The 15,325-nt window shown below is 61.8% G+C and carries 16 protein-coding genes; 10 read left to right on the top strand and 6 right to left on the bottom strand.

Annotated elements, in window-relative coordinates:
• The first annotated feature begins 46 nt into the window (after positions 1 to 46).
• The 7 genes from BGO20_RS03500 to dgt all read left to right on the top strand — a co-directional run bounded on the left by BGO20_RS03500 (position 47) and on the right by dgt (position 6,362).
• Positions 47 to 1,105, top strand: coding sequence for a restriction endonuclease (locus BGO20_RS03500; RefSeq protein ID WP_291663448.1), 1,059 nt, complete (start codon positions 47 to 49; stop codon positions 1,103 to 1,105).
• Between the two features lie 556 nt (positions 1,106 to 1,661).
• Entirely contained in the window at positions 1,662 to 2,543 is an 882-nt protein-coding gene (locus BGO20_RS03495; RefSeq protein WP_291663446.1) for an 8-oxoguanine DNA glycosylase, read from the top strand.
• 157 nt (positions 2,544 to 2,700) lie between these two features.
• Positions 2,701 to 2,886 (top strand): hypothetical protein, encoded by a 186-nt coding sequence (locus BGO20_RS03490; RefSeq protein ID WP_291663445.1) that lies wholly within the window; start codon positions 2,701 to 2,703, stop codon positions 2,884 to 2,886.
• Positions 2,883 to 4,079, top strand: a complete 1,197-nt coding sequence (locus BGO20_RS03485; protein ID WP_291663444.1) for a PfkB family carbohydrate kinase — start codon at positions 2,883 to 2,885, stop codon at positions 4,077 to 4,079. Before BGO20_RS03490 ends, BGO20_RS03485 begins: the two co-directional genes overlap by 4 nt.
• A 1-nt stretch (position 4,080) precedes the next feature.
• The gene (locus BGO20_RS03480; RefSeq protein WP_291663442.1) at positions 4,081 to 4,704 is read left to right on the top strand and encodes a 7-cyano-7-deazaguanine synthase; all 624 of its coding nucleotides are present in this window, start codon (positions 4,081 to 4,083) and stop codon (positions 4,702 to 4,704) included.
• Positions 4,705 to 4,818: 114 nt separating this feature from the next.
• Positions 4,819 to 4,986 (top strand): hypothetical protein, encoded by a 168-nt coding sequence (locus BGO20_RS03475; protein WP_291663440.1) that lies wholly within the window; start codon positions 4,819 to 4,821, stop codon positions 4,984 to 4,986.
• Entirely contained in the window at positions 4,983 to 6,362 is a 1,380-nt protein-coding gene (gene dgt, locus BGO20_RS03470; protein ID WP_291663438.1) for a dGTP triphosphohydrolase, read from the top strand. The genes BGO20_RS03475 and dgt overlap by 4 nt, the downstream gene beginning before the upstream one ends.
• A 41-nt stretch (positions 6,363 to 6,403) precedes the next feature.
• Here the strand turns inward: dgt and BGO20_RS03465 are convergent, their stop codons facing one another.
• Positions 6,404 to 7,750: a hypothetical protein gene (locus tag BGO20_RS03465; RefSeq protein WP_291663436.1), complete on the bottom strand. Its 1,347-nt coding sequence runs from the start codon at positions 7,748 to 7,750 to the stop codon at positions 6,404 to 6,406.
• A 376-nt stretch (positions 7,751 to 8,126) separates the two neighbouring features.
• Positions 8,127 to 8,387 carry a helix-turn-helix domain-containing protein gene (locus BGO20_RS03460; protein WP_291663434.1) on the bottom strand — a complete coding sequence of 87 codons (261 nt, stop codon included), beginning with the start codon at positions 8,385 to 8,387 and terminating at the stop codon, positions 8,127 to 8,129.
• Between the two features lie 212 nt (positions 8,388 to 8,599).
• On the opposite strand from BGO20_RS03460, the gene BGO20_RS03455 reads away from it, so the two are divergent.
• Positions 8,600 to 9,937 (top strand): GYF domain-containing protein, encoded by a 1,338-nt coding sequence (locus tag BGO20_RS03455; RefSeq protein WP_291663432.1) that lies wholly within the window; start codon positions 8,600 to 8,602, stop codon positions 9,935 to 9,937.
• Positions 9,938 to 9,978: 41 nt separating this feature from the next.
• Complete coding sequence (locus tag BGO20_RS03450; protein ID WP_291663430.1) at positions 9,979 to 10,365, top strand: hypothetical protein; 387 nt, start codon at positions 9,979 to 9,981, stop codon at positions 10,363 to 10,365.
• Between the two features lie 367 nt (positions 10,366 to 10,732).
• Here the strand turns inward: BGO20_RS03450 and BGO20_RS03445 are convergent, their stop codons facing one another.
• Genes BGO20_RS03445 through BGO20_RS03435 form a run of 3 tightly spaced genes read right to left on the bottom strand, consistent with a single transcriptional unit; the run spans position 10,733 to position 13,520 of the window.
• Positions 10,733 to 11,929 (bottom strand): MFS transporter, encoded by a 1,197-nt coding sequence (locus tag BGO20_RS03445; RefSeq protein ID WP_291663428.1) that lies wholly within the window; start codon positions 11,927 to 11,929, stop codon positions 10,733 to 10,735.
• A 38-nt stretch (positions 11,930 to 11,967) separates the two neighbouring features.
• Positions 11,968 to 12,846 carry an SDR family oxidoreductase gene (locus BGO20_RS03440; protein ID WP_291663426.1) on the bottom strand — a complete coding sequence of 293 codons (879 nt, stop codon included), beginning with the start codon at positions 12,844 to 12,846 and terminating at the stop codon, positions 11,968 to 11,970.
• A 17-nt stretch (positions 12,847 to 12,863) separates the two neighbouring features.
• Positions 12,864 to 13,520 carry an O-methyltransferase gene (locus BGO20_RS03435; RefSeq protein ID WP_291663425.1) on the bottom strand — a complete coding sequence of 219 codons (657 nt, stop codon included), beginning with the start codon at positions 13,518 to 13,520 and terminating at the stop codon, positions 12,864 to 12,866.
• Positions 13,521 to 13,614: 94 nt separating this feature from the next.
• Here BGO20_RS03435 and BGO20_RS03430 point away from each other — a divergent pair, with 94 nt between their 5' ends.
• Positions 13,615 to 14,277: a TetR/AcrR family transcriptional regulator gene (locus BGO20_RS03430; protein ID WP_291663424.1), complete on the top strand. Its 663-nt coding sequence runs from the start codon at positions 13,615 to 13,617 to the stop codon at positions 14,275 to 14,277.
• Positions 14,278 to 14,333: 56 nt separating this feature from the next.
• Here BGO20_RS03430 and BGO20_RS03425 read toward each other — a convergent pair whose 3' ends face one another.
• Positions 14,334 to 15,287 (bottom strand): NAD-dependent epimerase/dehydratase family protein, encoded by a 954-nt coding sequence (locus tag BGO20_RS03425; protein ID WP_291663422.1) that lies wholly within the window; start codon positions 15,285 to 15,287, stop codon positions 14,334 to 14,336.
• Positions 15,288 to 15,325 lie beyond the last annotated feature (38 nt).

Raw genomic sequence — 15,325 nt, 5'->3', positions numbered from 1 at the left:
ACGGCATGGCCTGAGACCCAGCATCGACAAGGGGCCAGGGTGAGGCATGTCGACCAAGTGGCGAAAGTACCAGCACCACGTCGCAGAGCTATTTCGCGCTTTGGGCTTCGAGGCCAAGGTTGAGGAAAGGCTAAACGGCGCGCGTGGGATGCACGACATCGATGTCGTAACGCGTTTCACGATCGCCGGCGTCTCGGTGCTATGGATCGTTGAGTGCAAGCTCTGGAAAGCGTCCGTCCAAAAAGAACAAGCGATGACGTTGGCGCAGATCGCGCAAGATGTCGGAGCCGACCGAGCGTTCCTTTTGTCAGAGAGTGGCTTCCAGGCCGGCGCACTTAAATCCGTCCGCAACACAAATGTGACACTAACAAGCCTTCAAGATCTAACCGAAGCCGCCCAAGAGCATCTGCAAAAAACAGTTTTACGTTCGCTTCTCGCTGAAAAAGATCGTTTCGAACAACACCTGCGCGGACACCTGTACGACGAGATGGGTGAGTCACCGAGCCTGAGGATCGGCAACTTCGACGAGATCGCCACTTTGCTTGGTGCGTGCCTTGACTTGGGCCTTGCCGCCAAAGCTGCATTAGCCAATCGCTATCCCGTCCGCCTTTCGGGGGTGGTCGAGGAGCCTGGAGGGCTTTTCAGGAGTCCGGAAACGCTTATCCCGGCGCTGCAACGTTTGATTGCCGAGGTTTCGGATCGATCGGGGCTATTGGACGTGCGACGCGCTGAACTCGGAGCGCAAATCGCCAGGCTCGCGGATGAAATCGATACACTCGTCAGTGCGGGCGATGAGGTCTTCGAGATTGCATTCGAAGGCCCGCTTCGGGACGAGCGCTTGACACGTTGCCTGGCGCCTATGGAGGAAGTCGAGGCGCTCACTGAGGTGCTACGCCCTCTTCTCGGCCCTAAGCTGCTTGCGCTTGTGCGTGACACGCGACAATGCCTGATCGACGGCGTGTACCTTGTCCTCGCCACCCCGAGCGCGGATCGTAACACGTGGTATCGCCATGCCGAGACGGCTCGCAAGAGGGCAGCTGAGCTCCACCTAGCCGGTGGGAAAGAGACAAGAAAGACGGCAGCGCTGCCGACGGACGGCTTCTAAGGCATATGCTCCGCTCACTCCAATAGGGGGCGCCCATATCCCAGGATCACGTCTAAGGCGGCGATGCTGGCGGCGGATCTGAGCCGCCTGGACACTGACGACCGACTTGCTCGGGCTGACTGACACGCTGGTCGAACTTGGCCCGTGGCTGGCGTCTGAATGGCAAGTTTAGGGATGGGATCAGGTTTGAACTTGATGCGCTAGGAGTCGCGCCGGGCCAGGCTGGCTAGCAGTTGTAACATCTGCAACGCTTGCCGCGTACGGGCGGGCTCCCCTCCGGTGATCTGTTGGAGGGCTTCCGCTAGTTCGCGCATCGAGCCCAGTGTTTTCTCCCGCGGCTCTAGTTCGCTGCGCAATAGGCGCCCGACACGCGCATCCTCACTGCATTCGCCGCGCATTAAGCGCCATATCTGCATTCGCGAACAACCGATGCGGCGCGCGAGCTCCGACGTGGTGATTCCGCGCTCCAGGGCCTCGTCAATCAGTCGCTTGAGTGGCTTTGTTTCTTGCATCGGCGCCGACTAGGTGTATCTTATGTTACATCTAGAGGTCACGCATGCAAGCCTTCCACATCGCGGCCGAACACGGCATTGAGCGCGTCGAATTGCCGGCGGCCGACGCTGAATGGATCGCTGGCTGCCGATGGGGGGATGCCGCAGTTCCGCTTACGCCATCCTGGATCGCCAAGCAGGCCCACATGCGGTGGCGCCAGCGCGCCTATGAGGGTTTCTTCGGGGGCGAAGTCACGTCATTGCGCGGCGAGGTCGCCTTCTGCTTGCTCAGCGGATTTGGCATTCGAGCCGAGGTGGCACGCGCGGCCTATCACAAACTCACTGACATGGGCGTCCTGGAGGGAATGCCGGATGCTGCCACGATTCGAGAGGTGCTCGAACAGCCGCTCGATGTCGGCGGGCGCAAGGTGCGATACCGCTTCCCTCGGGTACGGGCCGAGTATTTGCATGGAGCGCTTCGCGTGCTGAGTTCGATCACGCCGGCCCAGAACGGCATCGCGCTGAGGCGGCAGCTTCTTCAGATCAAGGGTATCGGTCCGAAGACCGCATCGTTCGTCGTACGCAATCATCTGCTGTCGGACGAGGTCGCCATCCTCGACATTCATCTCATTCGCGCGGGCCAGATCGCGCGCATCTTCCCGCGGAACCTGCGCCTCCCATCGGACTACATGAAGCTCGAAGCGCGCTTCCTGGCATTCGCGGCCGCTTGCGGAGTGCCCGCCTCGATCCTGGACATTGCGATCTGGGACATCATGCGAGGTATATCCCTGACACGCCTCGCACGCGCGGATGCTATGAATGCGTCCCTTTGGACAGGTGACGACGACGATCAAGCTCGCCATGATCAAGCTCAAGTTGATTCTAGAACGGAATCCGCGGGCGGGGGGACGGTAGATGAGCGGCAGTGGGCGCAACACCTACTATGACGATACACGGCCGGTTGGTGGAGCCTCCGTAGGCGGAGGAGGGGGCGAAGGAGCAACGCCTGGAGACCCTTGCAACATTACGTCGCTAGGCACGCTGCGGTCGCCGGTACCCTCCGTCGTCGCTGCTCTTTCGATCGGAACGGCGCTTGAAGTAGCTGTGATCAACGTCAGCGGCATCGATGTTCTTGAAGCGCGGCACAATCCGCTGGGAAGCGCTGGGGCGATCGATTGCCCGGACGAGCAAGCCATCATCCAGTGCATGGGCCGTGGGCATCAATACCAAGCGACCGTTCATCGGCTGCACGGCGGCGTGGTGGCCGTCCAGGTCAGGCGCGTGCCATGATTCACGTTGTAGGCGGCTGCTACCGTGAAGTCTGCATGTCGCCGGAAGTCACCCAGTTTTATGGCTCTGCTGGTCGCGCGGCGACGGCCCTGGCTGCTCGGACCAAGGTGCGGCTGCACACATTCGTAGGCCCGCGCAGCAGGCGAGATGTACAAAAGCTCGCTGCCTTGGGCGGATTTGAGCTCTCCCTCACGTCAGCGGCTGTCGACGTCACCTTCGGGTATGTGCACCCGCTTCAGTCCTTGTATGTCTCGCCGATACGAGGTTCGTTCGACAACACGACGCGCCTTCATATCGACGTCCCGGGCGAGGTCGCGGTGGTGTTTGGCACGTTTGAGGGCCAAGCTTCCGCGACGGCGGGCACCATCGTCTACGACCCTCAAGATGGGATCATGCCCGTTCCGTATCGGGAGTCCGGCTGTGCAGCTCAAGAACGCCTGGCCATTCTCCTGAATGCCGGAGAAGCGCTGCGCACAGCTGAAACGGATGACATTGAGGCTGCGGGAAAGCGGATCCTGCAGGATAACGCCGCCACAGTCGTCATCATCAAGTCCGGCCCTCGAGGTGCTTTGGTCTTCGAACGCGGAGCGGATCGGCCAGTCGACGTGCCCGCGTTTTTTTCCAAGGGAATGTTCGGCATCGGATCAGGGGATTTCTTCGCCGCGGCCTTCGCCTACTACTGGGGCGAATGTCGAGAGGCCGCCGCCGCCGCCGCCGAAAAGGCATCACGCTCTGTCAGTCATTACGTGGAGACACGTAGTGATCGGCTTGCGAGCGACGAAGAACTGGCTGCGGAGCGCAGAAAGGTCGCCGTCACATCCGGCCAGATTTACCTGGCCGGACCCTTCTTCACGATGGCGCAGCGTTGGCTTGTCGAGGAGACCCGGGACCAGTTTCTTCAACTGGGCCTCGATGTCTTTTCGCCGGTTCATCAGGTCGGGAGAGGCCCGGCCGAGACTGTTGCACCACTCGATTTGCAGGGTCTCGAACAGTGCGACCGCGTTTTCGCCATCGCTGACGGGCTGGACTCAGGCACGATTTTCGAGATCGGCTACGCTCGCAAGATGGGCATTCCCGTCTATTGCTACGGGGAGACGATTGATCCCGAGAACAGCAAAATGATCACGGGATCCGGATGCCGGCTCATCGGCGACTTTGCTACGTCTGTCTATCACGCCGCCTGGAGGTGCTGAGGTGGGGAAGGCGCTTCTGCTTTCCGGAGGTATGGATTCCGCTGCACTTGCCTGGTGGCTAAAGCCGGACCTGGCTGTCTTCATCGACTATGGCCAGCGTCCCGCTGCGGCCGAAAAGCGTGCCGCGGAGAAGATCGCAGAAGAAGTCGGTATTCCGTTTGAGGCGGTTCATATCGACTGTTCGCCTCTGGGCTCAGGACAACTGGTCGGCAGCGCCGCACTGCCCGAAGCCCCAACCCCAGAATGGTGGCCATATCGGAACCAACTGCTGATCACGATGGCTGCGGCTATCGCCTTACGGCGAGGTCACCTAAAGTCGATCGTCATTGGCTCGGTCGCGGAGGACGAGGTGAACGCCGACGGAACGGCGGCGTTCAGGTTGGCGTTGGACACGGTCATGAAACTGCAAGAGGGATGTATCGGCGTCGAGGCGCCGGCCGCGAGCATGACCAGCACAGACCTGATCCGTGCGTCGGGCATTCCTCCCGAAGTGCTCGGGTGGACGCATTCTTGCTTTGCCTCGGACGTGCCGTGTTTGAGGTGCAGAGGATGCAACAAGCATCTCAACGTGCTCGATGACCTTCACCGGCGCTGGCCACAAATCTCCTGTGACGCTGTCTCATAAGTCGGGGGTTGGAGAGGCCGAGCAGCGCTAGTGGATAGCGCTGCTGAATTCGAAAACCGCGTTTGCGTTGCATTCACGAGTCTGTGAGATAACCAGACACTAGAGGAGCAGATCATGGCCCAATATCAGGCAGTCGCAGACGCATTTCGGGTATCCCAGCGGGAAAGCCGATTGTTGACTGAACTCGCCAAGCGGCGCGCCGAGGCCGCCAAGGCCGAAAAAGGGGCGGCTCCCAAGCCCAGTGTGACGGCCCAGGCTGCTAAGGTCATCGAGAAGAAGTGACGAAGCAGCTCTATCCGCCCAAGCGAGGCAACGAGAAGCGCGAGTTCCCTGAAAACGGGACCGATGAGCGCGCATGGAGAAGCAATTACTCGCGCGATTATGCGCGAGTAATCCATAGCGCGGCCTTTCGCCGACTACAGGGAAAAACGCAGGTCTTCCCCGGGCATGAATCGGATTTCTTCCGAAATCGACTGACGCATTCCCTGGAGGTATCGCAAATTGCGGTTGGGATTGCGGAGCGTCTGAACCACCTCCTTCCGTTCTTCCAAGCCAACCCGATCAATACGCAGGTTTGCTCGGCAGCAGGCCTGATCCACGATCTTGGGCATCCGCCGTTCGGGCACAACGGCGAGCGCGCACTGGATGACGCGATGCGCAGGCATGGGGGCTTCGAAGGCAACGCGCAAACGCTTCGGATCGTCGCCAGGCTTGAGAAGAAGATTGTCGACGATGCCGGAAGGCCGTTCGGCCTGAATCTTACGTTCAGGACGCTGGCGTCGATCCTAAAATATGATCGCGAGATCCCGAGGTCGCGTCGACCAGAGGATAAGCTGGCGAAAGGATATTATGCCGACGAGGCGAAGCTTGTTGCAAAGATAAAGCGAGCCGTCCTTGGAAGCGACTGGACGCAGGTAAAGGAATTTAAGACCATCGAGTGTCAGATCATGGATCTGGCGGATGATATCGCTTATTCGACGTTTGACCTGGAGGATTCGTTCAAGGCTGAATTTCTGACGCCGGCGGGAATATTGGCATCGTCGGATTCTCTCCTCACAAAGGTTGCCGAGGAGGTCAGTGAGGCGCTGGGAGATAGCGTAACCGCTCTGGATGTTCTTGATGTTTTCGGAAAAATCTTCGAAGTTGATACGCTTCCCGGAGAAACACTGGGCCAAGAAGATACCCTGACGGCGTTTGCCCAACGTTTTAAGGGGTATCGAAAGCTTACGTCATCCGGAACGTTTCGCACTAAACTGTCCTCACAACTTGTCAAAGAAGCGATTGATTCCGTTGAGGTTGATATAAACGAAAGGGACCCCACCCTTAGCAAGGTTACGTTAGAAAAGAAGGCTCAGCGGCGTGTCGAGATTCTCAAGAAATACACATATATAGCTACGATCTATTCCAGCCGAGTGACCATTCCAGAATTCCGGGGCTATGAGGTTGTGAAGCGCATTTTCGAGGCCCTCGCTGGGAATCGAGGGCACTTGCTTATGCCCGACGACGTTCGTGGTGCGTTTGAAGCCTCGAAGGGCAATCACGACCGCCAGATGCGCATCATATGCGACTTCGTGGCCGGCATGACGGATCGCTACGCAATCGAGTTCTACGGCCGTCTCCATGGAGATACCGCGCAGAGCATGTTCAAGCCGATCTGAGCGCGCGACCAGAAGGCCAGCATTACTACGGTGCCGGCCGATCAGGTCGCTGATCTGGGAATCAGCTTCGTCGGTCGCTGCGCCTTGCGGATCAGATCCGCGATATGGCTGGTGAGACCAATCTCGCCCTCTATGACAAGCCCGACATCCGGCGCCAGGTCGCGTAGAAGCTCCCGAAGCCCAGCGAGGCCCTTCTCCGCAGGAAATCTCTCCCACGCCGCCGCTTCGCCAGGTACCAGCATCTGGGGCGAGCTCTCCGTCGAGCCGACGTGCAGCTGAACTACCCAGACTTTCTCACCGTCATGAACCCATTCAAATCGAACGGGACCTAGGTGGTCCTTGGCGCTGTCGTAAACGTCGCCAACGTCGCGGAGCACGTGCTCTGGCAAGGCTGCCGGCAGGTCCTCGCCGAGCATGAAGGTATCACCTTCGCCCCGTACGCCTTCAACAATGAGGGCGCCCTCAGATCCTACGATGGCTGCGCCGGAGTAGGCTGCGGTGACAGCGTCCTGCCGAAGGACCGAGGCAATGACGGTTCCCGACGGGTCTTCCTGCTGGAGCAGGGCGAAGGGGTCGAGCCAACCCTTCACCGTGGTGTAAAGGCCTGGTTGGGGCTCGAAGGGGCAAGTTCGGGTCCAGCACTCATTGCTGCCTGTTGGTGTACCGAACCAGAAGGGGGAAACCCGTCTGCCGACCACGAGCGTCCGCGGCACCGGCAGGCCGATTTCATTCGCAATGAGTAGGCCGAACGCCTTGTCACCTATCAGCCGGCTGAACCTGTTTGGCCAGATCACCCGAGCGCTGTTCGCAGGGGGAGGAGTCTGCTCAAACTCCCATGCCAGCACATGGCCATGCCGATAACCTCGCGGGCGGGGATGAATGCTGAACTCCAGCCGGGCATCCGCAAAGGAGGGTGGCTTCGCCCCATAGATCGTCTCGAAAATCGAAAGGCCCCATGCGGTCGGCAATGAACAGACGCCGGGCATCTCGACACATCGCGGCGTGTCGTCAGGCGCGAATTCAATGATGCCGCCGTGTACGACGCCCGAAACTCCCCCATCTGTGACGTCGACGGTTTCATTCACTAATATGAAGAGCCTTTCACGAACGAGTCGCTCGGCCGCTTCCAACGCTGCTTCGACCGTTTCGAGTCCGTAGACAAACTCACGGCTGCGCGGATCTTCCGGATGATAGCTGCGGATGTTCACACGGGCTTCGGGACTGCGCTTCAGCAGAGCCTCAATACCTGCCCTCGGCGACTCGAATGCATGGTTGGCAGGATATCCTCGGATACGGTTGAATGTCTGGATGAGACGATCGCCGTCCCCCGGTCGAAAGCCGAGGAACTGGGCCACGTTGCCGTGCGCAGCCAAGCCGTCCAAAGCCACATCTTTCCGCACTGGGTCTCTGCTCCATACCGTCGGGATCTGTACCGTAGCCGGTAACCTGGCGGTGGAAGAAACAGTGGTCCGCCGGACCCTCGACGGCGGAATAGAGAGTTGAGCAGGCCCGTCAACCCGGGCGTCCTCAAAGTCCCCGGACATCGCACCCAACGGTCAAGCCCTGCCGGCAGACGATACCGTCGGGGTCGAGCAAGTTGGCCTGAAGCAGACCTTCCAGACGTCGGCTAGGGGCCAATTTGGCCGCTCCATCCGGCAGGTACAGTTCGTGTCAGCCAAACGACTGAAAAACCGGGAATTTCTGCAGCCGATTTCCGCAACCGTTCCGTACGGCTTCCAGAATTCGGCTATGACAGCGTCAGCGCTATTTGGGTCGCCGTCCGCTTTTCAGAGGCTTCGGCGCTTCCGCCCCGACATCGGGGGGCTCCAATAATCTGCCGACGTCAACATCAAGCGCGGCTGCCAAACGATCGAGCAGATCAACGGTTGGGTTGAATTCCTGACGCTCCATCCCGCTGATGTAGCTTCGATCCACGTCCGCATCGACGGCCAGGTTCTCCTGCGAGAGACCTCGCTCAACCCTAAGCCGCCGCAGATTCCATGCCACTCGCGTCCGCGCATCCATGAGCGCGAAGCCAGCAACTTGCCGCGTCGTAAACCATCGAATATGTTCGACACAATTCGGTGGCGCACGAAAGAAACTGCGTGTTCGCGTGAATTGCACCGAGGAAGCGGGGGAGTTCTTCGACAGTAGCCAGGACGATCGCGGCTCGAACGCGATTGGGCTGTCTTCGCTCGCCTTCGCTGCATGGAAATCGGCGACAAAGGCGGGCTGGTGTGAGCGACTGGTTTTACGAGAAGAACGGCGAGCGCGGCGGGCCTGTCGGTGCCGACGAGCTCAAGGCGATGCTGGCGAGCGGTACGATCGGCGTCGCCAGCCTCGTGTGGACGGGAGCCTTCGGGAGTGAGTGGAAGCGGCTCGGCGATACCGAGCTTGCCCCGCCGCCGCCGGTCGCGCCACCTCCCTTACCATCAAAGGAACCGCCGGCCCTTCCGCCCAAGCCCGAGCAGCCGGCGGCCAAGCCCAGCGACTTCCTCGACAGCGCTCTGACCAAGGCGCTGATCGGTACGAAGCAGGCCCACTACCTTGCGAAGTGGCGGCCCATCCTGGCGAAGGCTGGGACCGACCCGAAGAAGCTCGCCATGACGAGCTCATGGAATTGGCCAGCCCTGTTCCTGCCCTATGGCTGGCTGCTCTACCGCAAGCTCTACGTGCTCGGCGGCATCATGCTCGCCGTCCAGCTTGCCTATGTGCTGCTGCCGGACAGCGTGCCGACCTCATTGGCGCGAGCGTTCCTATTCGCCACATTCGGCATGGCCATCATGACCGCGCTGTACGGCAACGCCTGGTATCTCGACGTCGTCCATAGGCGCTGGGACAAGTTGCGCCGGGAACCCGATGAAGCCGTTGCGCTCGCAAAGGCCAATGAAGCCGGCGGGGTCAATGTGATCGCTCCGATCGTGGCGCTCGTCCTGGTCATCGCCGCGGCGGTCATTCCGCATCTCAATCTGATCGGCTGGGGTGATCCCGTCGCGTTGGTCCGCGATGGCCATGTGACCGCCTATCCCAGCACCACGGTCGGCAAGGCCTTCGCCGGGAACTTCGATGAGGGCGCTTGGCGTAGCTTCACCACTCCGAAGGGTCAGAAGGTCGTCGAGTTCACCGGCAAGATCAACGCAGCGCTCCATGCGAATGCCGAGCAGCGGCTCTGGGAAGCCGAGGAGGATCTGCGAAAGGGTGCGCGAACCAAAGACGAGGGCGATCATCTCGGATTCAACTACCGGGCGAACATCTTCCAGCTTGCCTACCGCTATCTAGAAGGCAGGCCCGAGCTCCAGCGCCTGTTGCAGAAGTGGGATTGCAGCAAGGTCGAGCAGGTCAATCTGGCCGGTCCGTGGGTCGGCATGCTGCCGGGCTGCAAGGAGCACCTCTACAGCTTCCTGGGCGACGCCATCGACGCTTGGGCCTCTCAGGCTCACTGGCCGGTCGGAACGCCGGTCACGGTGCAATGGACGATCAGGGTTGATGGCGAGGGCTTCGACCTGACGCACCTCTCCAGCAAGGCCTGGGAAGGCAAGGAGCGGGATCACGTGCTCGCTCTCCTGTTCCAGTGACCGGCGGCAGGTCCGTTTTCTCGTCAGACCAAGGAGCTCTCATGCGCCTCCCGCTCATCCTGGCTGCCTGCCTTGCGGCAACTGCCGCCTTCGCACAGGCCCCGCGCATCAAATGGAAGGCGATGGACTTCCCGCCGGCGACCAAGGTCAAGGCAGTGTTGAACGGCAAGACCGTCGAGCTTGGTGAAATCCGCTACTTCTACACGTTCGTGAAGGCTCAGGGCTGGTCCTGCACCTTCGACAACGCTGGCGGCCCTCGCTCAGGCCCGTCGACATTGCGCTGTCACGCGCCTCGGCAACCGACGCCGATCGACTTCTATGTCGAGTATATGCCGCAGCAAAACGAGCTGACCGTCGTCGATGGAACCGGCGAGGACATGTATGATATCTATGAGGTCTATGGCCCAAACCCGGAGCCGAAGGGGTAGTCGGCGAAGCTCAGCGCGAGCGGACAGCGCTCCCTTCTCTGGCTGGACGGTGGGTCACAGTGGTGGTACACACGACCGAAATCGGCGCCTGCTAAGTAATTGATTTTGCATGACTCTCGGCGGATTTGGGCCAGTCCCGCCCTGTCCGCCATTTGAACCTTCATAAATAATTGATATCATTAGAAAAATTGCACTGAACGCATCGCCTCGCCCCAACTTTTACCCCAACAGGTGTTCTTGCTCGGAAAGGTACCGGGATGGGGATGTGGGCTATTGGCGCCTATCGGCTGAATCGCGCCACTTGCGGACGTTGGGTTTGTTCCCGAAAGCGGACCCAAACACGCGTGCCTCTTGGCACCAACTCGCATTAGCCGCCGAGCTTTATTCCCACCGCTTCCGGCGCCTGCCGATCCGATACGACCAGCAACAGCCCCAGCGTTGCGGCGAAGCCACCGATCAGGAAGATCGACGCATAGCCTGTTCGGTCGGCGAGCGCGCCGGCAAGCGGTCCGGTCGCGCCATAGGCTAGGTCCTGGAAGGCGGCGAAACCACCGACTGCCGTTCCGCGCATATGGGGCTGCACGCGCTTGACCACCTCGGAGCCCATGGCCGGAAACACCATCGAGCAGCCAATCCCCGTCAGGAGCGCGCCGGCCAGCGCTGCGTAGGGGCTGGGTGCGAGCCAGATGAGATACTGGCGGCAGGCCTCCACGCAGAGGGACGCGATCGCGACGGGCCTTCCGCCGATCCGATCCGGGAGATGGCCGCAGAGAAGACGCATGGCAACGAAGCCGATGCCGAAGAACGTGAGGCCGAGGCTCGCATGCGCCCATTCCTTGCTCAGCACATAGAGCGAGAAGAAGGCTCCCAGCGCCGCAAAGCCGACACCCTGCAGGCCGACCGCCAGACCCGGACGCCAGATCTGGCCGATGATCGTCCAGAAGGACTGCCGCTGGCCCGCATGCGGCGCCACGGCCGGCAGCCAATGGATGGCGAGAAGTCCGGCGAGCGGCAGGATCGCGCAGACGAGCATCAGTCCGCCGAAGCCGAAACGGTCGAGCAAAGCCAGGCCGAGCGGCCCGCCGGCCGCGAAAGCGCCGTACATTCCCATTCCGACGAGCGATATGACCAAGCCAGAGCGGGTCTGCCCCATCAGGCCGATGGCCCAGCCGATCATGCCGACCATCGCAACGCTTTCGCCGAGGCCGAGCAGCAGGCGGCCGGCGATCAGCACGGCGTAGCTCGTGGTCGCGGAGAAGCCCGCCCAACTGGCCGCCAGGCAGATCAGCCCCGCGGCAGCATAGATGACCAGGCCGCGCTGCATGCAGAGCTTGCCGCCGAGCCGGTCTGCCCAGGCGCCTGCCCGGCCACGCGTCAGGATCGTCGACAGGAACGCGATGCCGACCGCCAGGCCGCCATAGGCGTTGTCGAACCCGAGCCCCTGCACGACATGCACAGGCACCGCCGGCAGCGACATGGCGACGGTCAGGTAGGAAAGGAACAGCGCGCCCGTCAGGGCAAGCACGCGGCGATAGGCCGGATCAGGCCGATCCGTGTCAGTCATCTTGGTATCTCTGCTTGGACGTTGGCGTCGCTTCGCGCTCAGGCGGCGTAGTAGTCCGCCCGGTCGAGCTCCGCGATGAGGCCGGGGCCGGACGGTTCCCAGCCGAGGCGCGAGCGGGTGGCTTCGCTCGTTGCGGCCATCGACGCTGCAACCATCATGGCAAACCCGCCGAAATGCTCGCGAGGCCGTGCTTCGACCGGGAGCCCGAGACGGCGGCCGATCGCTGCGGCAATCTCTCGGAACGGCACCGCCTCGTCGGCGACAGCATGGTATATGGCCTCGGTCGCTCCTCTTTCCAGCGCGAGCCGATACACCTTGGCCGCATCGAGCCGATGCACGCCCGACCAGCAATTCGAGCCGTCGCCGATATAGGCCGAGACGCCGGTTTCCCGCGCCAGACGAGCGAGCATTGCCACGAAGCCGTAGTCACCAATGCCATGGACGGACGGCGCCAAGCGGATCGTCGCCGCCCTTACACCGTGCTCAGCCAATGCTGTCGCGGCGGCCTCGGATCGCCGCGGCGAGCCCGACACCGGGCGATCCGCCTCCGTAGCGCCGGGCTGCAGTCCCGAGAGACCGGATGTCACCAGGATCGGGCGATCCGATCCGGCCAAGGCCTGCCCGAGGGCGATGATTGCTCGTTCGTCCTGAGCCGCATTGGTGGCGAACAGCGAGAAGTCCTTCAGGAAGTCATGGTTGAAGGCGGTATGGATTACGCCATCTGCCCGAGCCGCCGCGCTCTGGAGAACATCCAGGTCGTCGAGCGTGCCCGGCACGATCTCCACGCCATCGGCAGCGAGAGCCGACGCTTTTTCGGTCGTTCGCGCGAGCGCGGTCACGCGGTGACCGGCGCGGAGAAAATCGGCGACGACGGCGGAGCCAACCCAACCGGTCGCTCCCGTTACGAAAACATGCATGGTTGGTTCCTTGCTGTTCAGCGGATCCGCATTGACAGTTCGACGTCCTCGGCGAAGGGGACGGACAGGTAGCCGCTGTCGTGGGCGCGGACCCGCTGCAGGTAATCCGGGCTGTGATCGGCATTGTCCGCGACCATGAGCGACCCGGGACGAAGGCTTCCCTCGATCAGATCGAGGATTTCCGGGTAAAGCGACTTGGCGCCGTCGAGCAGCAGCAGGTCGACCTGTTCGGGGAGATCGGCTGCGAGCGTCTTCAATGCATCGCCTTCCCGGACCTCGACGAGGTCGGCAAGACCGCCAGCTTCGAGGTGCTGGCGCGCCCGCGCCACCTTGGCCGGTTCGAATTCGGTGGTGATCAGGCGTCCGCCGCCGTTGTCGCGCAGGGCAGCGGCAAGATGCAGGGTCGAGATGCCGAAGGAGGTACCGAATTCGATGATCGTTCGGGCGCGGCTGTTTCGGGCGAGCATGTACAGCAGCACGCCGGTCTCCCGCGATACCGGAAGCCAGAGATCCTTCAGGCGGCCGTAGAGATCGAGATACTCGGTCTTGCTGCGCATCAGGCGCTCGCGTTCCTCACGGGAGAAGCCGGCGAACGCGGAGCTGGGGGCTGCATCGGCCTGCTCGAACAGGCGATCGAGAAGAGGCGCGAGGGGCGCAGTCGTCAGGGTCGTCATGGAAGGCTCCAAAGGGCAAGAAACGGGTGCTTGTCTCGGAGCAGAAAATACGAATAATTCGTCGCGTTTCCTATTCGCATTGCCAGAGTGCGCCATGGCCGAGCGGCCAACATCCCGGATTTCCTCACGAAAAGCGCCGAAGCAGGCCCGCTCGACCGAGTTGGTGTCGGCGATTCTGGAGGCAGCTATTCAGGTTCTGGCGCAGGAGGGCGCGCAGCGCTTCACCACGGCCCGCGTCGCGGATAAAGCCGGGGTCAGCGTCGGTTCTCTGTATCAGTACTTCCCCAACAAGGCGGCTATCCTGTTCCGCCTGCAGAGCGACGAATGGCGACAGACGCACGCGATGCTCACCGATATCCTCGGCGATGCCGCGAAGCCTCCGCTCTCCAGGCTTCGCGAACTCGTTCACGCCTTCGTCCGCTCCGAATGCGAAGAGGCCGCCGTGCGAGGAGCGCTCAATGATGCAGCCCCGCTTTACCGCGACGCACCCGAGGCGAAGGAGGCACGCGCCGCTGGCGCGCGCCTGTTCAGGAGGTTCATGGAGGAGGCATTGCCAGCGGCATCGGCGAGCAAGCGCGCGCTGGCGGGCAATCTCATCACCACGACGATGAGCGCGGTTGGCAAGGAATTTTCGGAAACACCGAGGACCGAGGTGGAAATTCAGGTCTACGCCGATGGCCTCGCCGATATGTTCTGCGCCTATCTTGAAGCCCAAGGAAAAATCTCCCAGGACAGGAAGCCAGCGCAAACGAGCTGATTAGCAGCTCCGACGCGTCACTTCCTGACGTTGGCCCGGCGCTCGGAAGCCGACATTCAATTCCGTGCTGCCGATGCCTGGGGAAGACAGCCTAAGGCCACAAGCGTTGTGCGAAGCGCATCATCGAGGGGTGTATGCGGCTCAGGGCCGATTGTCTCGACAAGGCTCGTATTGTCCAGGCGCAGGGCATGCGTCCAGAAGGGTCGCATCTCAACGAGCTCGCGCATCGTGACGTTGAACAAGCCTGCGATCGGCAGGACGAACCATGGGAACGGCCAGATCGGCCCCGTCGAGCGCCCGGCCGCCTGCAGGATCGCGCGGGCGAAGGAGCCGCCATCGGTGTCCCAATACCCGGCAAAATGATAGCGGGCAAAGGCCGGCAAGCAATCCTGGCGGTCGAGCAGGCGGGCGAAGGTCTCGGCGACGTCCGGCAGGTAGGCCCAAGCATGGCCCGCACCGTGACGCGAGGGGTTTATCACGCGGCGCACCACCTTGCCGGGCCGGATCATCCCTTGCGAAAGCCAGCTGTTGCCGGGGCGGGGTCCGAAGAAGTCGCCAGCGCGCAGTACGAGTGATCGCAGGCCTAGCGTCGTTTCCATGCACTCCTCCATCGCCTTGCGGATCGCGCCCTTGTGCGTGCGGGGATGCTGTGGCGTTTCCGGGTCGGCAAGGGGCTCCTCGGACGGATCGTAATTGTAGATCGTGCCTGGCAGCGCCAGGCGCGCTTCATTTGTAAGGGCCGCCTCGATGCTGTTCTTGAGCATCGGCATGACCAGCCTGTCCCAGTCGCGGTACCCCGGTGGGTTCACGGCATGTACGATGACCTCAACACCCTTGGCCGCTGCGAGAACGGCTGCAATGTCCAGTGCATCGCCGATCCGCCAGTCGATAACTCCGTGCTGCCTCGGGGTGCGGCTCAGGCCGCGGACCTGCCAGCCATGCGTAACTAGCGCTCGGGCCGTTTCACCACCAATCCCGCCGCTCGCACCAAGTACCAAAGCCGTCCGCATAAGTTCGCTCCTGTTCCTTCAGAGCAGGATGCGCCTCG

Origin of the sequence: Allobosea sp. 67-29, assembly GCF_001898115.1 — a bacterium.
Classification (GTDB): Bacteria; Pseudomonadota; Alphaproteobacteria; order Rhizobiales; family Beijerinckiaceae; genus Allobosea.
The sequence above is the reverse complement of the archived record's forward strand: the minus strand, read 5'-3'. Positions and strand labels throughout refer to the sequence as shown.

Bases quoted from the DNA above. Each gene is read 5' to 3' on its own strand.
- BGO20_RS03500 (WP_291663448.1), top strand. From the start codon at position 47: ATGTCGACCAAGTGGCGAAAGTACCAGCACCACGTCGCAGAGCTATTT.
- BGO20_RS03495 (WP_291663446.1), top strand. From the start codon at position 1,662: ATGCAAGCCTTCCACATCGCGGCCGAACACGGCATTGAGCGCGTCGAA.
- BGO20_RS03485 (WP_291663444.1), top strand. From the start codon at position 2,883: ATGATTCACGTTGTAGGCGGCTGCTACCGTGAAGTCTGCATGTCGCCG.
- BGO20_RS03475 (WP_291663440.1), top strand. From the start codon at position 4,819: ATGGCCCAATATCAGGCAGTCGCAGACGCATTTCGGGTATCCCAGCGG.
- BGO20_RS03460 (WP_291663434.1), bottom strand. From the start codon at position 8,387: ATGGATGCGCGGACGCGAGTGGCATGGAATCTGCGGCGGCTTAGGGTT.
- BGO20_RS03450 (WP_291663430.1), top strand. From the start codon at position 9,979: ATGCGCCTCCCGCTCATCCTGGCTGCCTGCCTTGCGGCAACTGCCGCC.
- BGO20_RS03445 (WP_291663428.1), bottom strand. From the start codon at position 11,929: ATGACTGACACGGATCGGCCTGATCCGGCCTATCGCCGCGTGCTTGCC.
- BGO20_RS03440 (WP_291663426.1), bottom strand. From the start codon at position 12,846: ATGCATGTTTTCGTAACGGGAGCGACCGGTTGGGTTGGCTCCGCCGTC.
- BGO20_RS03435 (WP_291663425.1), bottom strand. From the start codon at position 13,520: ATGACGACCCTGACGACTGCGCCCCTCGCGCCTCTTCTCGATCGCCTG.
- BGO20_RS03430 (WP_291663424.1), top strand. From the start codon at position 13,615: ATGGCCGAGCGGCCAACATCCCGGATTTCCTCACGAAAAGCGCCGAAG.
- BGO20_RS03425 (WP_291663422.1), bottom strand. From the start codon at position 15,287: ATGCGGACGGCTTTGGTACTTGGTGCGAGCGGCGGGATTGGTGGTGAA.